Origin of the sequence: Streptomyces sp. NPDC051064, assembly GCF_044455985.1 — a bacterium.
Classification (GTDB): Bacteria; Actinomycetota; Actinomycetes; order Streptomycetales; family Streptomycetaceae; genus Streptomyces.
Genome location: NZ_JBITFK010000001.1, coordinates 549,727 through 568,431, shown reverse-complemented (window position 1 = coordinate 568,431; position 18,705 = coordinate 549,727). Strand labels below are relative to the sequence as shown.

The window sequence follows — 18,705 nt, the reverse complement described above, 5'->3', positions numbered from 1 at the left end:
TCAGACGAGGGGCGGGCGGCCCAGGCGCGTCATCCGCCACACCGTGCGCCAGTGCATCGGGTTCCGTTCACCGCACTCGGTGCGCAGCCCCTCGGCGAAGCCGGCCGCCCAGGCGCGCAGGCCGGTGGCCGAGCGGGTGCGGGCCGCGGTGAGCAGGATCCAGGTGCCGAGGTAGGCGGGGACCAGGGGCAGGGGCAGGTTGCGGCGGGCCAGCCAGACGCGGTTGCGGGCGGTCATGCGGTAGTAGACCGCGTGGCGGGCCGGAGACGTCTTGGGGTGCTGGAGCAGCAGGCCGGGCTCGTAGAGGATCTTCCAGCCCGCGTCGAGCGCCCGCCAGGACAGGTCGGTCTCCTCGTGGGTGAAGAAGAACTCGGCCGGCCAGGGGCCGGTCTCGGCGAGCATCCTCATGGAGAGCGCGTGGCCGCCGCCGAGGAACGCGGTGACCTGGCCCCGGCGCATCGGGTCCTTGGCACGGAGGCGCGGCACGTGCCGGCGCTGGGTCTCACCGTGTTCGTCAGCGATGCGGAAGCCGACGATACCGAGACGCGGGTCCGCGGCGTACAGCTCCTGGACCCTGCGGAACACGTCCTTGTCCACCAGGAGGCCGTCGTCGTCCAGCTCGATCACCACGTCCACGTCACCGTAGGCGGCGAGCGCGTCCAGGGCCTCGTTGCGGCCGCCGGGGCAGCCGAGGTTCTCGTCGAGTTCGAGCATGGTCACGCCGCCGGCCAGCCCCGTCAGGCCGGGGAAGGAGCTGTAGTCGGGGAGCGGCGAGCCGTTGCCCACGACGACCACGCGGGAGGGGCGCGCGTCCTGCATGGCCACCGACGCCAGCAGCGCCTCGACCTGCTGCGGGCGGTCTCCCATGGTCACGATGGATACGCCGATACGCGGTTCGGACAAGGCTCGGCTCTCCCGGGGATTTCGGTGGCTTGCGGCACCGCGGCACCACCGCGGTGCCCGTGATCGTAACGTCTCGTGTTCAGCTCGCGGTGGGTGACCGGTCATCGGAAGGGCGGTCGCCGTTCAGCCGGGCGTACATCAGCATGTCCCGGCGCCGGCCACCGATCTCCTGCCAGCCGCGCAGCAGACCCTCGCGCCGGTAGCCGGCGCTCTCGGCGGTCCGCACCGAGGCCGTGTTCCAGGGTTCGATGAGGAGCTGCACCCGGGGGATGCCCAGCTCGTGCAGGGCCCAGGCGGTGACCGTGCGCAGGGCCGCTCCCGCGACGCCCTGGCCACGGCCCGGGGCCGTCATCCAGTAGCCGAGGGTCGCCCGGCCCGCGTCCGCGTCCGCGAGCCAGAGCCCGATGGAGCCGACCGGCCGTCGGTCCCGCGTGCGCGCGATGGTGAACGGATATCCGTCCCCGTCGGCCGCCCGGTCCCACTGGCGCCTGACGTAGGCCTCGGCAGCCTCGTCGGAGTACGGCGTGGGGATCGTGGTGACCAGCGGGATGTAGCCGTCCTCCGCCGCCTCGCGGACGAGGGGCAGGTCGCTCATCTCCCAGGGGCGCAGGACGAAGTCGGCTCCGGCGGTCATGCTGGGAACGGTCAGCGGTGGTGCCATGCCGTCATCCTGCCGCGCCCGCGTCCCTCCACCCGGGCCCGACTCACCCGGCGGACCTTCGAGAGCTAACGGCCCCGTGTTCCCGTTAGTGTGTACTGTCTCCTGGCAGGGGCCGGTGACGGAAGTGGAGGCCTTTCGTGGACGCAGGGGATGTGGAGCCGGGCACGGTCAGACCCGGCGGTCGTACGGCCCGGGTGCGGGAGGCCGTGCTGCGCGCGGCCGGTGACGCGCTGGTCGAGCACGGCTTCGACCGGCTCGACCTCGCGGACGTCGCCCGCCGCGCCGAGGTCGGCAAGACGACGGTCTACCGGCGCTGGTCCACCACGGCAGGACTGGTCGCCGACCTGCTGACGGAGATGGCGGAGCAGTCGGTCCCGCGTACGGACACCGGTTCCCTGGACGAGGACCTCCGGTCCAACGCGCGGCTGGTGGTGCGCACGCTGACCGACGCGCACCAAGGCCCCCTCTTCACCGCCGTCGTCGCGGCGGCGACGTGCGACGCCCGGACGGCCGAGGCCCTGCACCGCTTCTACGCCGTACGCATCGAGGAGTGGGCCGGCTGCGTCGACGCGGCGGTGGAGCGGGGCGAGCTTCCCCGGGGCACCGACGCCCGCGAGGTCATCCGGGCGGTGTCGGCGCCCCTCTACTACCGGTTGCTGGCCAGCGGCGACCCCCTCGACGAGGCGGTCGCCGACCGGGCGGCCGAGGCGGCGGCGGTGGCGGCGCGGGCGGGCGTGTACGTGAGCTGAGCCCCGCTCAGGGACTCAGCCGATACGGGTCCCCGTCCCGGACACCCTGATCCGTGCGTCACCCGGCCTCAGTTCGACGGTGAGGGTGCCGGGGCGGCCCATGTCGGCGCCCTGGTGCAGGGTGAGGACGGCGTCGTGCGGGACGAGGCCGAGCTCGCGGGCGTACGCACCGAACGCCGCGGCCGCCGCGCCCGTCGCCGGGTCCTCGACGACCCCGCCGACCGGGAACGGGTCGCGGACGTGGAAGACCGTGGCGGACTCCCGCCACACCAGCTGGACCGTCGTCAGACCGAGCCGCTGCATGAGGGCTTCCAGCCGGGCGAAGTCGTACGAGAGGTCCGCCAGCCGCTCCCGGGTCGCGGCGGCCAGCACCAGGTGGCGGGCGCCCGCGTAGGCGATGCGGGCCGGCAGTGCGGCGTCCAGCTCGGCGGCGCGCCAGTCCAGGGCGGCCAGGGCCTCCGCCACGTCCTCGGGGCCGGCGTCCTCGGTGTGCGGCTCGACGCTGGTGAGGGTGGCGCGGAGCTCGTCGCCCTCACGGGTGACGGTGACCGGGACCGTGCCCGCGGGCGTGGAGAACACCAGGTCGCCCGGGCCGTCCCGCTCGGCGAGCGCGATGGCGGCGGCCACCGTGGCATGGCCGCAGAAGGGGACTTCGGCCTTCGGGCTGAAGTAGCGGAGCGTGTACCCGCCGCGGCCGTCCGGCGAGGTGAGGAAGGCCGACTCGCTGTAGCCCAGCTCCGCCGCCACCGCGAGCATTGCCGCGTCGTCGAGCCCGGAGGCGTCCAGGACGACCCCTGCCGGGTTGCCTCCGCCGGGATCGGCGGAGAACGCGGTGTAGCGGAGGACGTCGGTGGCGGTGTGTGAGCTCATGCCGCACCTCAACCGGGGGACGCGGCCGCGCATTCCCGCCGGCGGCCTTCGAGGTCCGGGGCGGGCCGCACGGGTTCCGCGGGGTGACGGCCCGGGGTCCTGACCTCCCGGACCGCCACCCCCGGCCGCTCGGCGGACCCCCCGGCCGCGGCGGCCTCTTCACTGTGGTCAGTGGCAGACCTTCACGCCGGTGCCCTTCCCCCAGGAGCAGGAGTCCAGGAGCGCACCGCTCGGCTTGATCAGCCGGGCCTTGTCGCCGGTGTTGTTCCAGACGTACGAGCCACGGTTCCAGTACACGTGGGCCGCGGAGTTCCTGCCCTTGCCGGTGTGGACCCGGACCGTCTTCCCGGCGGCGACGCCGAAGCTCGGGAAGGTGTACGTGTAGCCGGTGTTGTCCTTCAGCTTGTAGCCCTTGAGCTGCAGCTTGGACGTGCCGTTGTTGTGGATGTCCACGTACTCGGCGACCAGGGACGTGTTCGTCCGGGTGTCCTTGCCGGGGCTGTCGTACTGGATCTTGCCGAGGTGCAGACCGCCCTGGTGGGAGGCCGCCGAGGCCGGGGCCGTGGCGAGGAGCGAGCCGGCCAGGGCGGTGGCGGCGGCCAGGGCGAGGGGCGCGGCGGTGCGTATGCGCATGCTTTGTGGTCCTTCTGTGTTCATCCGGTGAAGGTCAGCAGCATACGGGCAGCATGCGCTTGCCCGGACGCGGAGAGGGAAACCCGCAAACTCCGTCATTCGGGAGCGAGTTCCGGCGTGGTCCGGGCAAGCGCGGGTCCGAGTGGACCTGAGTGGATCAGCCTCGGCCGACGTACGGCATCGCTGTCGCCAGTACCGTCGCGAACTGCACATTGGCCTCCAGCGGCAGCTCGGCCATGTGAAGGACCGTCCGGGCCACATCGTCCGCCGCCATGACCGGCTCGGCGGCGACCTCGCCGTTGGCCTGGAGGATCCCGGCGCTCATCCGCTCCGTCATGTCGGTCGCCGCGTTGCCGATGTCGATCTGCCCGCAGGCGATCCGGTACGGCCGCCCGTCCAGCGAGAGCGACTTCGTCAGGCCGGTAACCGCGTGCTTCGTCGCCGTGTAGGCGATGGAGTGCGGGCGCGGCGCGTGGGCCGAGACCGAGCCGTTGTTGATGATCCGGCCGCCCTGCGGGTCCTGCTCCCTCATCAGGCGGTACGCCGCCTGTGCGCACAGGAACGTTCCCGTCAGATTGACGTCCACCACCGTCCGCCAGTCCTCGTACGCGAGGTCCTCGACGGGCGTCGCGCTCGGCCCGAACGTACCCGCGTTGTTGAAGAGCAGGTCCAGCCGGCCGAAACGGTCCCGTACGGAGGTGAAGAGCGCCGCCACCCCGTCCGGGTCGCTCACGTCGGTGGGCAGGCACACCGTGGCGCCCGGGCCGGCCGCGGCGGCCGTCTCCTCCAGGGCGGCGGCCCGACGGCCCGCCAGGGCCACCGTCCAGCCTGCACCCGTAAGAGTGATGGCGACGGCCCTGCCGATCCCCGATCCCGCACCTGTGACGACAGCGATTCTCTGCTCAGCGTTCATGGCCCGGCAGCGTACGGGAGGTTTCGCGGCGGCCGGCACCCGGTGCTCATCACACCGCCATAAGGACGTTGTGTACCCGCCAACGGCCGGTCGTCGCCCCGCACTCCAATGCCTCTGACAACATCCGGCAGGGGAGGGGCATATGACACCCGCACAGATGAGCAGGACGCCCGGTCAGTACAGCCATTCCGCCGAACTGCGCCGCGCGGCGCAGCGGCTCGGATCCGGTGTGGGCCGCCGCCGTTTCCTCACCGTCACCGGTGCCGCCGCCGCGCTGGCCTTCGCGGTCAACCTGCCCGGTGCGGGCACCGCGGCCGCGGCCGAGCTCGACGCGCGGAAGATCACCGAGGATCCGTTCACTCTCGGGGTGGCGTCCGGGGACCCGCTGCCGGAATCCGTGCTCCTGTGGACGAGACTCGCGCCCCGACCGTACGAGGCCGACGGCGGGCTGCCCGCCGAGCGCGTCGAGGTCCGCTGGGAGATCGCCCGCGACGAGCGCTTCCGGCGGGTCGTCCGGCGCGGATCCGCCACCGCACACCCGGAATTCGGGCACAGCGTCCATGTGGACGTGGACGGCCTCGACTCCGACCGGAACTTCTACTACCGCTTCCGTGCCGGCAGCTGGACCAGCCCCACCGGCCGCACCCGCACCGCACCCGCCCGGGGCGCCCGCAACAGCTCCCTGACCCTGGCCGCCGTCTCCTGCCAGGCCTACCACGACGGCTACTTCACCGCCTACCAGCACCTCGCGGACGAGGACGTCGACGTGGTCTTCCACCTCGGCGACTACCTCTACGAGTACGCGGTCACCGCCGTCGGCGGCGCCCGCAACTACACCGACCGCGTCCTGCCGGACCACTTCAACCGGGAGACGCTGACGCTGGAGGACTACCGCATGCGGTACGGCCTCTACAAGTCCGACCCGGACCTGCGCGCCGCCCACGCCGCGCACCCCTTCGTCGTCACCTGGGACGACCACGAGACCGAGAACAACTACGCGGGGGACACCCCGGAGAACAGCGTCCCCCCGGAGGAGTTCCTGCTGCGCAGGGCCGCCGCCTACCGCGCGTACTGGGAGAACCAGCCGCTGCGCACCCCGCAGCGCCCCACCGGCCCCGACATGCGGCTCTACCGCCGGCTGCGCTTCGGCCGGCTCGCCCAGTTCGACATCCTCGACACCCGCCAGTACCGCAGCAACCAGGCGTACGGCGACGGCTGGAAGGTCCCCGGACCGGAGTCCGAGGACCCGGCGCGCACCATGACGGGAGCCGCCCAGGAGCGCTGGCTGCTCGACGGCTGGAAGACCTCGGACGCCCGCTGGAACGTCGTGCCCCAGCAGGTCACCTTCGCCCAGCGGCGCGACGTGCCGACCGACGCCTACAAGCTCTCCATGGACTCGTGGGACGGCTACCCGGCCTCCCGGCAGCGCGTCATGGACGGTGCGGAGGCCGCCGGGATCGAGAACCTGATGGTCCTGACCGGCGACGTGCACGTCGGCTACGCCTTCGACCTCAAGAAGGACTTCGACGACCCGGCGTCCCGGACCGTCGGCACGGAGGTCGTGGCCACCTCGATCGCCAGCGGCAAGGACGGCTCCGAGAAGCCGGCCAACTTCAACAACCTGACCCAGGCCAACCCGCACATGAAGTTCTACAACGGCCGCCGCGGCTACGCGCTCGTCACCCTCGGCACGGAGCAGGCGCGTGCCGACTTCCGTACGGTGTCGGCGGTCACCACGCCCGGCGCGCCGGTCACCACGGCCGCCTCCTTCGTGACCGAGGCCGGGAACCCGGGGCTCACCCCCGCGTAACCCGGCCCCGCACGAGGTCAGGCGCGCTCGTCCGCGGGGTAGCGGACGCCGGCACGGTCACGTACCGCGTCGAGCGTCCGCATCACGGCGAGGGAGCCCTCCAGCGGCACCAGCGGGGACTCCTTCTCGCCGGCCAGCAGCGCGCGCGTCACCTCGGCCGCCTCGTACTGCATGCCCGTCAGGCCCTGGGGGCCCGGGCCCGTGACGACCTTCTCGGGCTCCCGGCCCGCCCGGTGGAGGAGGAAGTGCTCCGGGTGGAAGAAGCCCTGCGGGAAGTCGATGCGCCCCGCCGTGCCGGTGACCGACGCGACGGTCGGCAGGTTCCCCACGATCGAGCAGCTCAGCAGCGCCGTGGCCCCCGAGTCCCAGCCCAGCAGCATCCCGGTGTTCAGGTCGACGCCCTCCGGGGACAGCAGCGCGTCCGCCTGCACCCGGTCCGGCTCGCCCAGCAGCAGCTGCGCGAACGACACCGGGTAGACCCCGAGGTCCAGCAGCGCGCCGCCGCCCAGCGCGGGATCGCGCAGCCGGTGCTCAGCCCCGAAGTCGCCCGCGAAGCCGAAGTCGGCCTGCACCGTGCGGATCTCGCCGATCGCGCCGTCCGCCACCAGCTCGGTCATCCGGCGGATGAGCGGATTGCAGTACGTCCACATGGCTTCCATGAGGAACAGCCCGCGCTCACGGGCCAGATCCACCAGCTCCCGCGCCTCACGCTCGTTGAGCGTGAACGCCTTCTCGCACAGCACGTGCTTGCCGGCCCGCAGAGCGAGCCCGGCCGCTTCCCGGTGCGCCGAGTGCGGGGTGGCGACGTAGACGACGTCGACGGTGTCGTCCGCGACGAGCTCCGCCCAGCTGCCGTACGCCCGCTCGATCCCGAACCGGTCGGCGAACGCCTTCGCGGAGGCCTCGCTCCGGGACGCGACCGCCACGACCTCGGCACCGGAGTCCTTCATCGCCAGCAGATCCCCGGTGAAGGTCGCGGCTATGCCGCCCGTCGCCAGTACACCCCAACGCACAGTCCCACTCATGCCCGCCCGCTCCCCAGCAAAAAGGTATCGACCACTACGGCTGAGCTGAGAGCATAGATGTGGATTCAACGAAGCGGAGACGAGGATGCCGGACAGCGGCGTGAGCCGGGCCCAGCAAGAACACGAGCACATACCGACGAGCAGCAAGGGCGCCGTACATGACGCCCCGGCCACCACCCCCACCGCTGTGGGTGCCCCGGCCGCCTCCACGACCACCGCGCCGGGTCTCCCGGCCGCCTCCACGACCACCGCACGACGGGCCGGAATTCTGGTCACCCTCGTGCTGGGCGGGCTCACCGCGCTGCCGCCCCTCTCGATGGACATGTACCTCCCGGCACTCCCGGAGGTCACCGACGCGCTGCACGCCCCGGCCGCGACGGTCCAGCTCACCCTGACGGCCTGCCTCACCGGCATGGCGCTCGGCCAGCTCGTCGTCGGCCCGATGAGCGACCGCTGGGGCCGGCGTAAGCCGCTGCTCCTCGGCATGGTCGTCTACGTGCTCGCGACCGCGATCTGCGCCGTCGCCCCCACCGCGGAACTCCTCATCGGCTTCCGCCTCCTCCAGGGCCTGGCGGGCGCCGCCGGCATCGTGATCTCCCGGGCCGTCGTACGCGACCTGTACGACGGCGACGAGATGGCCCGGTTCTTCTCCACCCTGATGCTGATCTCGGGAGTCGCCCCGGTCATCGCGCCCGTGATCGGCGGCCAGGTGCTGCAGTTCACCGACTGGCGCGGCATCTTCGTCGTCCTCACCTTCATCGGCGTGCTGCTCACCCTCGTCGTCTGGAAGTGGCTCCACGAGACACTGCCGGCGGCGCAGCGCCACACCGGCGGTGTCGGCGACGCGCTGCGCACCATGCGCGGGCTGCTGGCCGACCGGGTGTTCACGGGCTACATGGTCGCGGGCAGCCTCGCCTTCGCCGCGCTCTTCGCCTATGTGAGCGCGTCCCCGTTCGTCGTCCAGGAGATCTACGGCGCGTCCCCGCAGACCTTCAGCCTGCTCTTCGGGATCAACTCCGTCGGGCTGATCGCCGTCGGCCAGATCAACGGCAAGCTGCTCGTCGGCAGGGTCAGCCTGGACAAGGCGCTCGGCTTCGGCCTCGCCGTCATCTCGGTCGCGGCGGTCGCGCTGCTGCTGATGACGTCCGGGGTCTTCGGCGAGGTCGGCCTGGTGCCGGTGGCCGCCGGGCTGTTCGTGCTCATGTCCGCGATGGGCCTCGCGATGCCGAACACCAACACCCAGGCACTGATGCGCACCAGGCACGCGGCCGGCTCCGCCTCCGCGCTGCTGGGGACGTCCCAGTTCCTGATCGGCGCCATCGCCTCGCCCCTCGTCGGGATCGCCGGTGAGAAGACCGCCGTGCCGATGGCCGTGGTGCAGGTGGTCTGCGCCCTGTCCGCGGTGCTGTGCTTCCTGCTGCTGTGCCGGCCGTGGCGCACCACGGGCGCCGCGCGGGAGCGGCTCGGGAAGTAAGGGGGAGCGGCCGGGCGGGGCCCGGCCGCTCAGCCCACGCGCGGGTAGCCCAGAAGGTGCAGCCTGTCCTTGCGGTCCGTCCAGCGGAAGACGCCGACGCCCGAGGTCTCCATCTCCGGCAGCCGCGTGTTCGGGGGCAGCGCCTCGACGGACCAGGTCGTGAAGCTCATCGTGACCGGGCCGGTGCCGTCGCCCTCGAGCGCCTCGTCCGCGTCCCGTGCGGTCGTCGCGCCGTAGGCGCTGCCGCCGTCCGTCACCGATGCGAACGTCAGCCGCGCCGAACCGTCCTCCTCCTCGAAGCAGAACCCCTTCTTCGCCTTCAGGTCGAAGGCCAGGTTCCCCGCCACCAGGTAGCCGCCCGAGGGCGAGACGACGGCCCGTGGATGACGCCCCGGCTCCATGGCCGGTGCGTGGCACTCGACGGAGACGACCGGCTTCCCGCTCACCGCGTCGTGGACCGCCCACAACTGGTGGGTGGCGGCCCGCCTCGCGCCCTCGGCGAGCCGCCACTTCGCGAGGATCAGGCCCGGTGTCACGGAGGTCGGCACCCCGGTCGCCGGGTCCGCTCCCTCCGGCGCGGTCCTCCTGCTGAACCAGCCGCCCCGCACCCAGAATTCGCGTACCCCGCTCAGCAGCAGGCCCTTCGCCGTCTGCCCGCGCACCTCGGTGAGCTGCTTGCAGGCCGTGCAGCCCTTCGGGTACGCCACCGTGGACGCGGCGATCTCCGACACCTCACCGCTGACCGGATCCACGACCGCGCTGTTCGCCCGGCCGTCGCTGATCAGGACGCCCGGTCCGGTCGCCGTGACGGTCGGCGCACCGGTCCACGGAACCTCGACGCGCCGGCGTTCGCCGTCCACCACGTCGTACACGTCGAGGGAGACGAGGCTCCCCTCGGGTGCGGGCCCGTCGCCCGTCTTCCCGTAGGACCAGGCCACGAAGAACTGGCGGTCGTCCTTGGCGACGGTGAGCAGCTTCGGGAAGTTCAGCGCGTCCGGCGGCCGCCAGGCCTCGCCGCTCCAGCCGGCCCGGCCGGTCTCCGTGTCCAGGGTCCGCAGCCGGTAGCGGTGCCCGGGTGCCTCCACCAGATAGGCCAGCAGGCCCGTCGTGTGCGAGACGGCGTAGTCGGGTCCGGCGCCGACGATCTCCCAGCCGCGCCCCGTCGCGTACTCCGCGGGGACGTCCAGCCGTGTCGCGGGTCCGCTCCTTTTCACGGGCTTCTCCGGCCCGTCGTCGCCCTCGGTGCCGGCCCCGCCGCCCCGGCAGGTGGCCGTCAGGAGGAGCAGGGCGAGCACGAGTACCCCGCCCACCAGCGCCAGACGCACGATTCTCTGCCTCAAGGTCCCCCCGATGAGCCGGCCGATCCCTGAGCGATTCCCGACGCGGCGCGGTCAGCGTAGCAACGGGCCCTGGGCGAAGAGCAGTTCGGTTCTGTACCCGTTACGTCCCGGTTCCGTGCCGGACCACCGGACTGCGGAGGGCGGGCCCACTGCGCCTACAATTCGGCGGTGAACGCCACCCTCCCCACCGCGGAAGCCCTGCGTGCCGCGCTGGCCGCCCTGCTCGACGGGCTGCCCCCGACGCAGGCCGCGCAGGCCGTCGACCGGCTGATCGCCAGCTACCGCGGGACCACGCCGACCGACGCCCCGATCCTGCGGGACCGCTCGGACGTCGCCGCCTACGCCGCCTACCGGATGCCCGCGACGTTCGAGGCCGTACGGTCCTGCCTCGCCGCACTCCGCGAGGCCGCGCCGGACTGGGCGCCCGCCACCCACACCGACTTCGGGGGCGGCACGGGCGCGGCGAGCTGGGCGGTCGCCGGGGCCTGGGACGGGCCGCGGACGACGGTCCTGGACTGGTCCGAGCCGGCCCTCGCGCTCGGCCGTGAGCTGGCCGCGGCCTCCGGCATCCCCGCCCTGCGGCACGCCGCCTGGGAGCGGGCGAGGATCGGGACGGCGCTGGAGCCGGCCCCCACGGACCTGGCGACCGTCAGCTACGTACTCAAGGAGCTCACCCCCGCCGACCGGGCCGCTCTGGTCGACGCCGTCGCCGGTGCGGCGCAGGCCGTGGTGATCGTGGAGCCCGGCACCCCCGACGGCTACGACCGGATCATCGAGGCCCGCGACCGGCTGATCGCCGCGGGGCTGAGCGTCGCTGCACCCTGCCCGCACGACGACGCGTGCCCCATCGAGCGCGGCACGGACTGGTGCCACTTCTCGGCGCGGGTCAGCCGCTCCTCGCTGCACCGGCAGGTCAAGGGCGGCTCGCTCAGCCACGAGGACGAGAAGTTCAGCTACGTCGTGGCGACGAGGTTCGCCACCGACCCGGTCGGCGCACGGGTCATCCGCAGGCCGCAGATCCGCAAGGGGCAGGTGCTGCTGGAGCTCTGCACCCGGGACGAGGGCCTGCGCCGCGCCACGGTCACCAAGCGGCACGGCGCGCTCTACCGTGCCGCCAGGGACACCGCGTGGGGCGACGCCTGGCCGCCGCCGGAGGAGGGTTAGGGCCTCAGCTCCTGGGTGCAGCACTTCACGCTGCCGCCGCCCTTGAGGAGCTCGCCCAGATCCATCGGGACGGGGTCGAAACCCCGGTCCCGCAGCGGGCCGAAGAGCCCGATGGCGGCCTGCGGGAGCAGCACATGGCGCCCGTCGCTGACCGCGTTGAGGCCGAGTGCGGCGGCGTCCGCCTCCTCGGCCAGCAGCGCGTCGGGGAAGAGCCGGGCCAGCACGGACCGGCTGCCCGGCGAGAAGGCCCCGGGGTAGTACATGATCTCGTCCGCCGCGTCGTCCAGTACGCACAGCGCCGTGTCCAGGTGGTAGTAGCGCGGGTCCACCAGATCGAGGCCGATCACCGGGCGCCCGAAGAACTCCTGCGCCTCGTCGTGGGAGAGCGGACTGGACCGGAAGCCCCGCCCGGCCAGCAGGTACGAGGCGGTCACGGCGAAGTCGCCCTCGCCCTCGTTGACATGGGCCGGCTCATGGATCTCCGTGAAGCCGTTGGCCCGGAACCACTTCAGGTGCGCCTCTGCCTCCGCGTACCGCTCCCGGTAGGCGAACAGGGCGCCGAGCACCCTGCCGTCGATCACGGTGGCCCCGTTGGCGGCGAACACCATGTCGGGCAGGTCGGGGCGGGGGGTGAGGAGCTCCACGGTGTGGCCGAGGGCCCGGTAGCGGTCGCGCAGGTCCTCCCACTGGGTGGTGGCCAGGGGCAGATCCACGGGCTTCGACGGATCCATCCACGGATTGATGGAGTACGTGACCTCGAAGTGGGACGGGGCGCACATCAGGTAGCGACGAGGGGTGGCGTCACGGGTCAATGCAGGCTCCTCGCGAACGGCGGCGTTCGGCCGCGGAACGGTGGGATGCGCACGGGTGTGTGCGTGAGTTCATGGTGCGCCGTGCCGGGCCGTTGCGCTGTGATCCGTTCGGGTGGTTCGCGCGGACCCCGGGCGGGTGGCCGCGGGCGCGGCAAGACGATACGTATCGGACCGTGAACCTCTAGGCTGACCCGCATGTCACCTCGGAAGGCCCCCGACTCCACCCGCCGCAGCGACCGCTCCCGACGCGCGATCTACGACGCCGCGCTCGCACTCGTGGGAGAGGTGGGCTACCCGAGGACGACGATCGAGGGTATCGCCGCCCGGGCCGGGGTCGGCAAGCAGACGATCTACCGCTGGTGGCCGTCGAAGGCGGCCGTGCTCATGGAGGCGTTCCTCGACTCGATCGACCGGCAGGCGGCGGAAGCGGAGGCGGAAGGCGGCGCGTACGGGATCCCCGACACCGGCGATCTGGCGGCCGACCTCAAGCTGGTCCTGCGGGCCACGGTCGACGGGCTGAACGACCCGGTGAGCGCGGCACCCACCCGGGCCCTGGCCGCCGAGGGGATCATCGATCCCGCACTCGGGGCCCAATTCGTCGAAAATCTGCTCGAACCGCAGCTCCAGTTGTATGTCACACGCCTGCGGGCCGCCCAGGAGGCCGGCCAGGTGCGCGCGGACATCGATCCGCGGATCGCGCTGGAGCTCCTGGTCGCCCCGCTCACCCACCGCTGGCTGCTCAGGACCCTTCCGCTCACCCACGCGTACGCGGACCAGGTCGTCGATCTCACCCTGCGGGGGCTCCTGGTCGGACCATGAGCCCGACGGTGCAATCCATGACATTCCGTACGAGTGCGCCGACCTCTGCGCGACCGCCCGAGCACCCCGCTTCGGAACTCTGGCCACCCGAGGAGCAGGATGGTGGGACCATGGAGAGGTAACCGCTGAGGTGAGGGGATAGATGGGCGCCGATTCCGGCCGCTATCGCGGCACAGAGGGCAGGATTTCCCAGTGGCTGCGCAGGCGGCCGAAACCGCAGCCGGAAGCCGACGACGCGGCGCGGCTGGCGCTGCTCCTGGCCGTCGCCGAGGCAGGAATGCCCATCTCACCCGCAGCGCACCCGTCCGGATACCGATGTTCGTGCGAGCGCATCGGCTGCCCGACCCCCGCGCGGCACCCCGTCTCGTTCGCCTGGCAGACGCAGTCCACGACGGACCGCGCCCAGATCGAGCGCTGGGCCGCCAACCAGCCGCTGGCCAACTTCATCACCGCGACCGGCCTGATCCACGACGTCCTCGACGTCCCCCTCACGGCGGGGCGCGCCGCCCTCGACCGGCTCATCGCCGCGGGCATCGACGTAGGCCCGGTGGCCCAGTCGGGCACCGACCGGATGCTCTTCTTCACCGCCACCCGCGGCACCCCCGACGACGAGGACGAGTGGTGGCCCTGCGAGCTGGACTGCCACCCCGAGACCATGGACGAGCATCCCGGGCTCCGCTGGCACTGCCGCGGCAGCTATGTCCTCCTGCCGCCCGCGCGGCTTCCCGGTGAGCTGGACGTGCACTGGATCCGTGGCCCGGAGAACCCGCTGCCCGATCCGCTGACCCTGCTCGAGACGCTCACCGACGCCTGCGCGCAGTACGCGGACACGGCCGACGCGAGCGACCTCGACCACGACGCGGTGGCCTGGCCGCTCAGCCGCTGACGCCCTGCCCTCAGCGGGCGAACTTCTCGACGGCGGCGGGCGTGACCGGGGTGAAGAAGTTCACCAGGTTGCCGTCGGGGTCGCGGAACAGGAGTGAGCGGTTGCCCCACGGCATCGTGGTGGGCTCCTTGACGAACTCCTCCACGACCCCGGTCAGGTTCTCGTGCACCCTGTCCACGTCGTCGACGAGGAATTCGAGGATGACGCTCCGGTTGTCGGCCGGGCCGGCGGAACCGGGTGAGAACAGCGGGACCGTGCGTGTGCTGCCGATCGCGAGGGTGGCCGAGGCGGTCCTGATCTCGGCGAAGTCCTCCGTGGACCAGTCGGCGGCCACTCCGGTGGCACGCTCGTAGAAGTCGACAAGGCGGACGATGTCGCCCGTGATGATGCGGACAGAGACGAAGTTCATGGGTGCTCTCCTGGTCGTTCGGTGCTTCTGACCGAACGCTACGACCAATACCGGGCGGAACCCGCCCGGTATCTGGGGGAGACTTCCGGACATGCCCCGTCCAGTCGCCCGCGTGCTCACCCTGCTGGAACTCCTGCAGTCCGGAGGCCTCCGGACCGCGTCCGAACTCGCCGACCGGCTCGGCGTCGACGAGCGCACGGTGCGGCACTACGTCGACCACCTCACCGACCTCGACGTGCCCGTCGAGTCGGTGCGCGGCCGCTACGGCGGCTACCGGCTCGCCCCCGGTCACCGCCTGCCCCCGCTCATGCTGAGCGACGACGAGGCGCTCGCCGTGCTGCTCGGCCTCGTCGCGGGGCGACGGGCCGGACTGACCTCCACCACGGGCACGGCGACCGACACGGCGACGGCCAAGATCCGGCGGGTACTGCCTGAGCGGCTGCGCCTCAGGCTCGACGCCGTGCTCGGTGCCCTCACCTTCACCGCTCCGTCCGGCGAAGCGCCCGCCCCGGACTCCGGGATCCTGCTCCCGGTGGCCGACGCGGTGAACCACCACCGGCCGATCTCGATCCGCTACACCTCGTCGGACGGCCGCCGCAGCGAACGCACGCTGCACCCTCATGGACTCGTCGCCCACTCGGGCAAGTGGTACGTGACGGCCGCGGACCTCACGGCGGGCGAGGACCGGACGCTCCGGCTGGACCGCATCACGGAGGTGAGGACCCTGCCGGGCTCGTTCGAGCCCCCCGAGGGACTCGACCCGGCGAAGCGCGTACTGACGGCGCTCGCCACGGCGCCGTACCGGCACGAGGTGACCCTCCGCGTCCAGGGCACGGCCGAGCACATCCAAGCCCGGCTTCCCGCAGGCATCGCGATCGTGGAGGAACCGCCGTCCCCGGAGGACGGGGACACGGAGACCGAGCGCTGGTCCCGGGTCGAACTGCGCGTCGAACGGCTCGACTGGCTGCCCGCCGTACTCGCCTCGCTCGACCGGCCGTTCGTCATCGAACGCCCGGACGAGCTCCGCGGCCTCGTCGAAGCCTTCGCCGAACGGCTCACGCACTCGGCCCGGCGGAATCCGCCTCCCGGCTGACGGCGGTCAGGACCCCTGCGCGGCGATCAGACCGGGCAGCCGGTTCAGCACGCGCACCTTGCCGTCCGCGCCGCTCCCCGCGCCCTTCTTCGGCACGTAGACCAGCTGACTGGAGACCCGCTCCTTGGTGAGGGTGCTCTTCACCTCGCCGGTCAGCAGCGCCTCCACGTCCTCGGAGACGGTCGGCCGCAGTCCCTCCGCCGCCGTCTGCCGCTCGAAGTGCTTGCTGCTGAAGAAGACCAGTGCCCCGCCGTCCTCCGTCGTCAGGCCCAGCGGCGCGAACGTCCCGGAATCCAGCGCCTGGTCGACGTACTGGTAGGAGAAGCCCGCCCTGCGGGTGTTCTTCCGCGCCTCCCGCCAGCCCGAGGTCATCGACCCCGGAGCGAACACGTCCGGGGCACCGTCCTTGAGGTAGCCCGTGTACGTGGTGCTCAGCTCCGCCGGCGGGGTCGCCAGTGCCGCGTCCGTGTCCGCCGAGGGCACGGGCTCGGCCCAGCCGTCGGCGTCCTTGCGGAACTCCGGGATCTCGGACGCGGAGGCGACCGCCAGATAGGAGACCTTCCACAGCGCGTCCGGCGCGGTGCGGACGAACGTCAGCAGCCAGCGGGTGTCCTGCTTCCCGCTGTCCTGGTCGCGGTTGGAGTCCGCGTCCGCGACGAACCAGCGCGGCCAGCCCGCCTTCTTGGGAATGACGTAGGAGGCGTCGGTCAGCTCCAGAGGCTTGTGGTCCGCGTTGCCCTCCGGACTGTTCTTCTGCCGTGCGGCCAGACCGGCCTGGTTGATCGCGCCGAGCGAACCGGTCACCCGGTCCTCGTCGAGCGCCGGATCGTAGGCCTTGTCCGCCTCGTTGTACGCGACGAGGAAGTCCTCCAGGGCCTTCGCGGCCTCGGACTTCGTCGCTCCCGGCACGACTTCCAGTTCACCGTGCACCGTCACGCAGCCGCTCGCCGTCACGACGAGTACCGTCGTCGTCGCGAGCCCCGCCGCCAGCCGCCCCAGCCTTGTCATCCGTCGCCTTCTGCGCCTTCTGCTCCGTCATCCGCACCGACGGCCTGAACCCTACCGGGGCGAGGAACAGCACGAGCGTGGGGATGAGATACAGCGCCCACACCGTGACCTGGAGAACGGTCGGATCGGCCTGGAAGTTGAAGACTCCCTTCAGCAGGGTTCCGTACCAGCTGTCCGGCGGGATGGTGGTGGTGACGTCGAACGCCTTGTCCTGAAGGCCGCCGAGGAAGCGGGCCTCCTGGAGGTCGTGCGCGCCGTAGGCGAGCACGCCCGCCGCCACCACCACGAGCATGCCGCCCGTCCAGGTGAAGAACTTCGACAGGTTGATCTTCAGCGCGCCCCGGTAGAACAGCCAGCTGAGCAGGATCGCGGTCGCGATGCCCAGCAGGACCCCGGCCAGGGGCGACGAGGACCCCTCGCCACTCGCCCGCACCGACGCCCATACGAACAGCGCGGTCTCCAGGCCCTCCCGGCCCACGGCCAGGAAGGCGGTGGCCACCAGGGCGCCGGTGCCCATCGCCAGTGCCGTGTCCAGCTTGCCGTGCAGCTCCTTCTTCAGATGCCGCGCGGTACGCCGCATCCAGAACACCATCCACGTGACGAGCCCGACGGCGATGATCGACAGCGAACCCCCGAGCATCTCCTGCGCCTCGAACGTCAGCTCCTGGGAACCGAATTCGAGCGCGGCGCCGAAGGCCAGCGAGATGGTGCAGGCGATGGCGATGCCCGCCCACACCGGGCGCAGCGCGTCGCGGCGGCCGGTCTTGACCACGTAGGCGATGAGGATGCAGACGACCAGGCCGGCTTCGAGGCCCTCGCGCAGACCGATCAGATAATTGCCGAACATGCCGGTCCCTCCACGGTGTCGGTCATGAGAACAGCTCCCGGCCCCACCAGTCGTCCGTGTCGCGGACGCCGGGCGGAACGGCGAAGACCGCCGAACCCACGTGCTGGATGTACTCGTTGAGCGCGTCCGAGGCCGCGAGACGGCGCTGCACCGGGATGAAGCCCGTGCGCACGTCCCGCTGGTAGGCCAGGAAGAACAGCCCCGCGTCGAGCCTGCCCAGACCGTCCGTACCGTCGGTGAAGGAGTAGCCGCGGCGCAGGATCGTCGCCCCGCCGTTGGTGTCCGGGTGTGCCAGCCGCACGTGCGCGGTCGGCAGCATCGCCTTCAGGAAGGGCTCGTCGCGCTCCTTCGCCTTGCCGACCGGGGCACCCTCGCCCTTGTCCCGGCCGAAGATGTCCTCCTGCTCCTGGAGCGGGGCCCGGTCCCACGTCTCGATGTGCATCCGGATACGGCGGGCGACGAGATACGAACCGCCGGCCATCCAGCCGGCGTCTCCCGTGCCGGCCGCCCACACGTGCTTCTTCAGGGCGGCGTCGTCCGTGCCCGAGATGTTCCGGGTGCCGTCCTTGAACCCCATCATGTTGCGCGGGGTCTGAGCGTCGGGCGTCGTCGAGGACGTCTTGCCGAAACCCAGCTGCGACCAGCGGATGGCGGCGCGCCCCATGCCGATCCTGGCGAGGTTCCGGATGGCGTGCACCGCGACCTGCGGGTCGTCCGCGCACGCCTGGACGCACAGGTCCCCGCCGCTGCGGGCGGCGTCCAGGTTGTCGCCGGGGAACTTCGGCAGATCCACCAGTGCTTCGGGGCGCCGGTCCTCGATGCCGAAGCGGCCCCTGGCGAACAGGGACGGACCGAAGCCGAGCGTGAGCGTCAGCCGGGACGGCCGCAGGCCCAGCGCCTCGCCCGTGTCGTCCGGCGGGGCCTCACCCGGCCCTCCGTACGCCCCCTCGCCCACGGCCTGGCCGGCCGTCATCCGCTCGGCGGCCCGGGTCCACTCCTTGAGGAGGGCGATCAGTTCGGCCCGGTCCTCCGTGGTCACGTCGAAGGAGGCGAAGTGCAGCCTGTCCTGGACCGCGGTGGCGATCCCCGCCTGGTGAGCCCCGTGGAAGGGCACCGCCGCGCCGCCGTCCGAGGCCGGCTCCGTGCTCCCGCCGGAGCGCACCGCGGCCACGGTGCCGCCCGCCGCCACGGCGCCCAGCGCCAGCCCGGCACCGCCCCAGCCGAGCAGCGCCCGGCGTGACGGGACGGGGCCCCCGGCCGTGTCATTGGTATCGGTCATGAGGTCCCCC

The 18,705-nt window shown here is 72.1% G+C and carries 18 protein-coding genes and 1 pseudogene; 7 read left to right on the top strand and 12 right to left on the bottom strand.

Annotated elements, in window-relative coordinates; genetic code table 11:
• Both ACIBCU_RS02635 and ACIBCU_RS02630 read right to left on the bottom strand, forming a co-directional pair.
• Entirely contained in the window at window positions 1-903 is a 903-nt protein-coding gene (locus ACIBCU_RS02635; protein WP_362931284.1) for a glycosyltransferase, read from the bottom strand.
• Between the two features lie 79 nt (window positions 904-982).
• Entirely contained in the window at window positions 983-1,564 is a 582-nt protein-coding gene (locus tag ACIBCU_RS02630; protein ID WP_362931282.1) for a GNAT family protein, read from the bottom strand.
• 137 nt (window positions 1,565-1,701) lie between these two features.
• Here ACIBCU_RS02630 and ACIBCU_RS02625 point away from each other — a divergent pair, with 137 nt between their 5' ends.
• Window positions 1,702-2,313 (top strand): TetR/AcrR family transcriptional regulator, encoded by a 612-nt coding sequence (locus ACIBCU_RS02625; RefSeq protein WP_362931280.1) that lies wholly within the window; start codon window positions 1,702-1,704, stop codon window positions 2,311-2,313.
• 15 nt (window positions 2,314-2,328) lie between these two features.
• Here ACIBCU_RS02625 and ACIBCU_RS02620 read toward each other — a convergent pair whose 3' ends face one another.
• The 3 genes from ACIBCU_RS02620 to ACIBCU_RS02610 all read right to left on the bottom strand — a co-directional run bounded on the left by ACIBCU_RS02620 (window position 2,329) and on the right by ACIBCU_RS02610 (window position 4,729).
• A complete protein-coding gene (locus ACIBCU_RS02620) occupies window positions 2,329-3,183 on the bottom strand; it encodes a PhzF family phenazine biosynthesis protein (protein ID WP_399228731.1) in 855 nt (284 codons plus the stop codon).
• Window positions 3,184-3,351: 168 nt separating this feature from the next.
• Entirely contained in the window at window positions 3,352-3,816 is a 465-nt protein-coding gene (locus ACIBCU_RS02615) for a lamin tail domain-containing protein (RefSeq protein ID WP_399228729.1), read from the bottom strand.
• A 157-nt stretch (window positions 3,817-3,973) separates the two neighbouring features.
• Window positions 3,974-4,729: an SDR family oxidoreductase gene (locus ACIBCU_RS02610; RefSeq protein ID WP_399228727.1), complete on the bottom strand. Its 756-nt coding sequence runs from the start codon at window positions 4,727-4,729 to the stop codon at window positions 3,974-3,976.
• A 142-nt stretch (window positions 4,730-4,871) separates the two neighbouring features.
• Between ACIBCU_RS02610 and ACIBCU_RS02605 the strand changes: the two genes are divergently transcribed.
• Window positions 4,872-6,539, top strand: a complete 1,668-nt coding sequence (locus ACIBCU_RS02605) for an alkaline phosphatase D family protein (RefSeq protein ID WP_399228725.1) — start codon at window positions 4,872-4,874, stop codon at window positions 6,537-6,539.
• A 17-nt stretch (window positions 6,540-6,556) separates the two neighbouring features.
• Here the strand turns inward: ACIBCU_RS02605 and ACIBCU_RS02600 are convergent, their stop codons facing one another.
• A complete protein-coding gene (locus tag ACIBCU_RS02600) occupies window positions 6,557-7,564 on the bottom strand; it encodes a Gfo/Idh/MocA family oxidoreductase (RefSeq protein WP_362931269.1) in 1,008 nt (335 codons plus the stop codon).
• An 85-nt stretch (window positions 7,565-7,649) separates the two neighbouring features.
• Here ACIBCU_RS02600 and ACIBCU_RS02595 point away from each other — a divergent pair, with 85 nt between their 5' ends.
• Complete coding sequence (locus ACIBCU_RS02595; protein WP_399228723.1) at window positions 7,650-9,038, top strand: Bcr/CflA family multidrug efflux MFS transporter; 1,389 nt, start codon at window positions 7,650-7,652, stop codon at window positions 9,036-9,038.
• Between the two features lie 29 nt (window positions 9,039-9,067).
• Here ACIBCU_RS02595 and ACIBCU_RS02590 read toward each other — a convergent pair whose 3' ends face one another.
• Complete coding sequence (locus ACIBCU_RS02590) at window positions 9,068-10,378, bottom strand: hypothetical protein (protein ID WP_399228721.1); 1,311 nt, start codon at window positions 10,376-10,378, stop codon at window positions 9,068-9,070.
• 168 nt (window positions 10,379-10,546) lie between these two features.
• Here ACIBCU_RS02590 and ACIBCU_RS02585 point away from each other — a divergent pair, with 168 nt between their 5' ends.
• Window positions 10,547-11,542, top strand: a complete 996-nt coding sequence (locus tag ACIBCU_RS02585; RefSeq protein ID WP_362931263.1) for a small ribosomal subunit Rsm22 family protein — start codon at window positions 10,547-10,549, stop codon at window positions 11,540-11,542.
• Here ACIBCU_RS02585 and ddaH read toward each other — a convergent pair.
• Window positions 11,539-12,417: pseudogene (gene ddaH / locus ACIBCU_RS02580) on the bottom strand (dimethylargininase); the annotation flags it as partial. The gene ACIBCU_RS02585 and the pseudogene ddaH sit on opposite strands and share 4 nt — an antisense overlap.
• A gap of 132 nt (window positions 12,418-12,549) precedes the next feature.
• Here ddaH and ACIBCU_RS02575 point away from each other — a divergent pair.
• The gene (locus ACIBCU_RS02575; protein ID WP_362931261.1) at window positions 12,550-13,173 is read left to right on the top strand and encodes a TetR/AcrR family transcriptional regulator; all 624 of its coding nucleotides are present in this window, start codon (window positions 12,550-12,552) and stop codon (window positions 13,171-13,173) included.
• Between the two features lie 142 nt (window positions 13,174-13,315).
• Window positions 13,316-14,059 (top strand): bifunctional DNA primase/polymerase, encoded by a 744-nt coding sequence (locus ACIBCU_RS02570; protein ID WP_362931259.1) that lies wholly within the window; start codon window positions 13,316-13,318, stop codon window positions 14,057-14,059.
• Window positions 14,060-14,069: 10 nt separating this feature from the next.
• Here ACIBCU_RS02570 and ACIBCU_RS02565 read toward each other — a convergent pair whose 3' ends face one another.
• Window positions 14,070-14,468 (bottom strand): VOC family protein, encoded by a 399-nt coding sequence (locus ACIBCU_RS02565; RefSeq protein ID WP_362931257.1) that lies wholly within the window; start codon window positions 14,466-14,468, stop codon window positions 14,070-14,072.
• 91 nt (window positions 14,469-14,559) lie between these two features.
• On the opposite strand from ACIBCU_RS02565, the gene ACIBCU_RS02560 reads away from it, so the two are divergent.
• Window positions 14,560-15,561 (top strand): YafY family protein, encoded by a 1,002-nt coding sequence (locus ACIBCU_RS02560; RefSeq protein WP_362931255.1) that lies wholly within the window; start codon window positions 14,560-14,562, stop codon window positions 15,559-15,561.
• A 6-nt stretch (window positions 15,562-15,567) separates the two neighbouring features.
• On the opposite strand, the gene ACIBCU_RS02555 is transcribed toward ACIBCU_RS02560, so the two are convergent.
• The 3 genes from ACIBCU_RS02555 to efeB are packed head-to-tail and all read right to left on the bottom strand — an operon-like array spanning window position 15,568 to window position 18,695.
• Window positions 15,568-16,569 (bottom strand): hypothetical protein, encoded by a 1,002-nt coding sequence (locus ACIBCU_RS02555; protein ID WP_362931253.1) that lies wholly within the window; start codon window positions 16,567-16,569, stop codon window positions 15,568-15,570.
• Window positions 16,481-17,416 (bottom strand): iron uptake transporter permease EfeU, encoded by a 936-nt coding sequence (gene efeU / locus ACIBCU_RS02550; protein WP_362931251.1) that lies wholly within the window; start codon window positions 17,414-17,416, stop codon window positions 16,481-16,483. Before efeU ends, ACIBCU_RS02555 begins: the two co-directional genes overlap by 89 nt.
• Before the next feature lie 22 nt (window positions 17,417-17,438).
• Window positions 17,439-18,695, bottom strand: coding sequence for an iron uptake transporter deferrochelatase/peroxidase subunit (efeB, locus tag ACIBCU_RS02545; protein WP_399228715.1), 1,257 nt, complete (start codon window positions 18,693-18,695; stop codon window positions 17,439-17,441).
• Window positions 18,696-18,705: the final 10 nt, after the last annotated feature.

Bases quoted from the DNA above. Each gene is read 5' to 3' on its own strand.
- ACIBCU_RS02620 (WP_399228731.1), bottom strand. From the start codon at position 3,183: ATGAGCTCACACACCGCCACCGACGTCCTCCGCTACACCGCGTTCTCC.
- ACIBCU_RS02555 (WP_362931253.1), bottom strand. From the start codon at position 16,569: ATGACAAGGCTGGGGCGGCTGGCGGCGGGGCTCGCGACGACGACGGTA.
- ACIBCU_RS02560 (WP_362931255.1), top strand. From the start codon at position 14,560: ATGCCCCGTCCAGTCGCCCGCGTGCTCACCCTGCTGGAACTCCTGCAG.
- ACIBCU_RS02575 (WP_362931261.1), top strand. From the start codon at position 12,550: ATGTCACCTCGGAAGGCCCCCGACTCCACCCGCCGCAGCGACCGCTCC.
- ACIBCU_RS02615 (WP_399228729.1), bottom strand. From the start codon at position 3,816: ATGCGCATACGCACCGCCGCGCCCCTCGCCCTGGCCGCCGCCACCGCC.
- efeU (WP_362931251.1), bottom strand. From the start codon at position 17,416: ATGTTCGGCAATTATCTGATCGGTCTGCGCGAGGGCCTCGAAGCCGGC.
- ACIBCU_RS02600 (WP_362931269.1), bottom strand. From the start codon at position 7,564: ATGAGTGGGACTGTGCGTTGGGGTGTACTGGCGACGGGCGGCATAGCC.
- ACIBCU_RS02630 (WP_362931282.1), bottom strand. From the start codon at position 1,564: ATGGCACCACCGCTGACCGTTCCCAGCATGACCGCCGGAGCCGACTTC.
- ACIBCU_RS02610 (WP_399228727.1), bottom strand. From the start codon at position 4,729: ATGAACGCTGAGCAGAGAATCGCTGTCGTCACAGGTGCGGGATCGGGG.
- ACIBCU_RS02595 (WP_399228723.1), top strand. From the start codon at position 7,650: ATGCCGGACAGCGGCGTGAGCCGGGCCCAGCAAGAACACGAGCACATA.
- ACIBCU_RS02605 (WP_399228725.1), top strand. From the start codon at position 4,872: ATGACACCCGCACAGATGAGCAGGACGCCCGGTCAGTACAGCCATTCC.
- efeB (WP_399228715.1), bottom strand. From the start codon at position 18,695: ATGACCGATACCAATGACACGGCCGGGGGCCCCGTCCCGTCACGCCGG.
- ACIBCU_RS02565 (WP_362931257.1), bottom strand. From the start codon at position 14,468: ATGAACTTCGTCTCTGTCCGCATCATCACGGGCGACATCGTCCGCCTT.
- ACIBCU_RS02570 (WP_362931259.1), top strand. From the start codon at position 13,316: ATGGGCGCCGATTCCGGCCGCTATCGCGGCACAGAGGGCAGGATTTCC.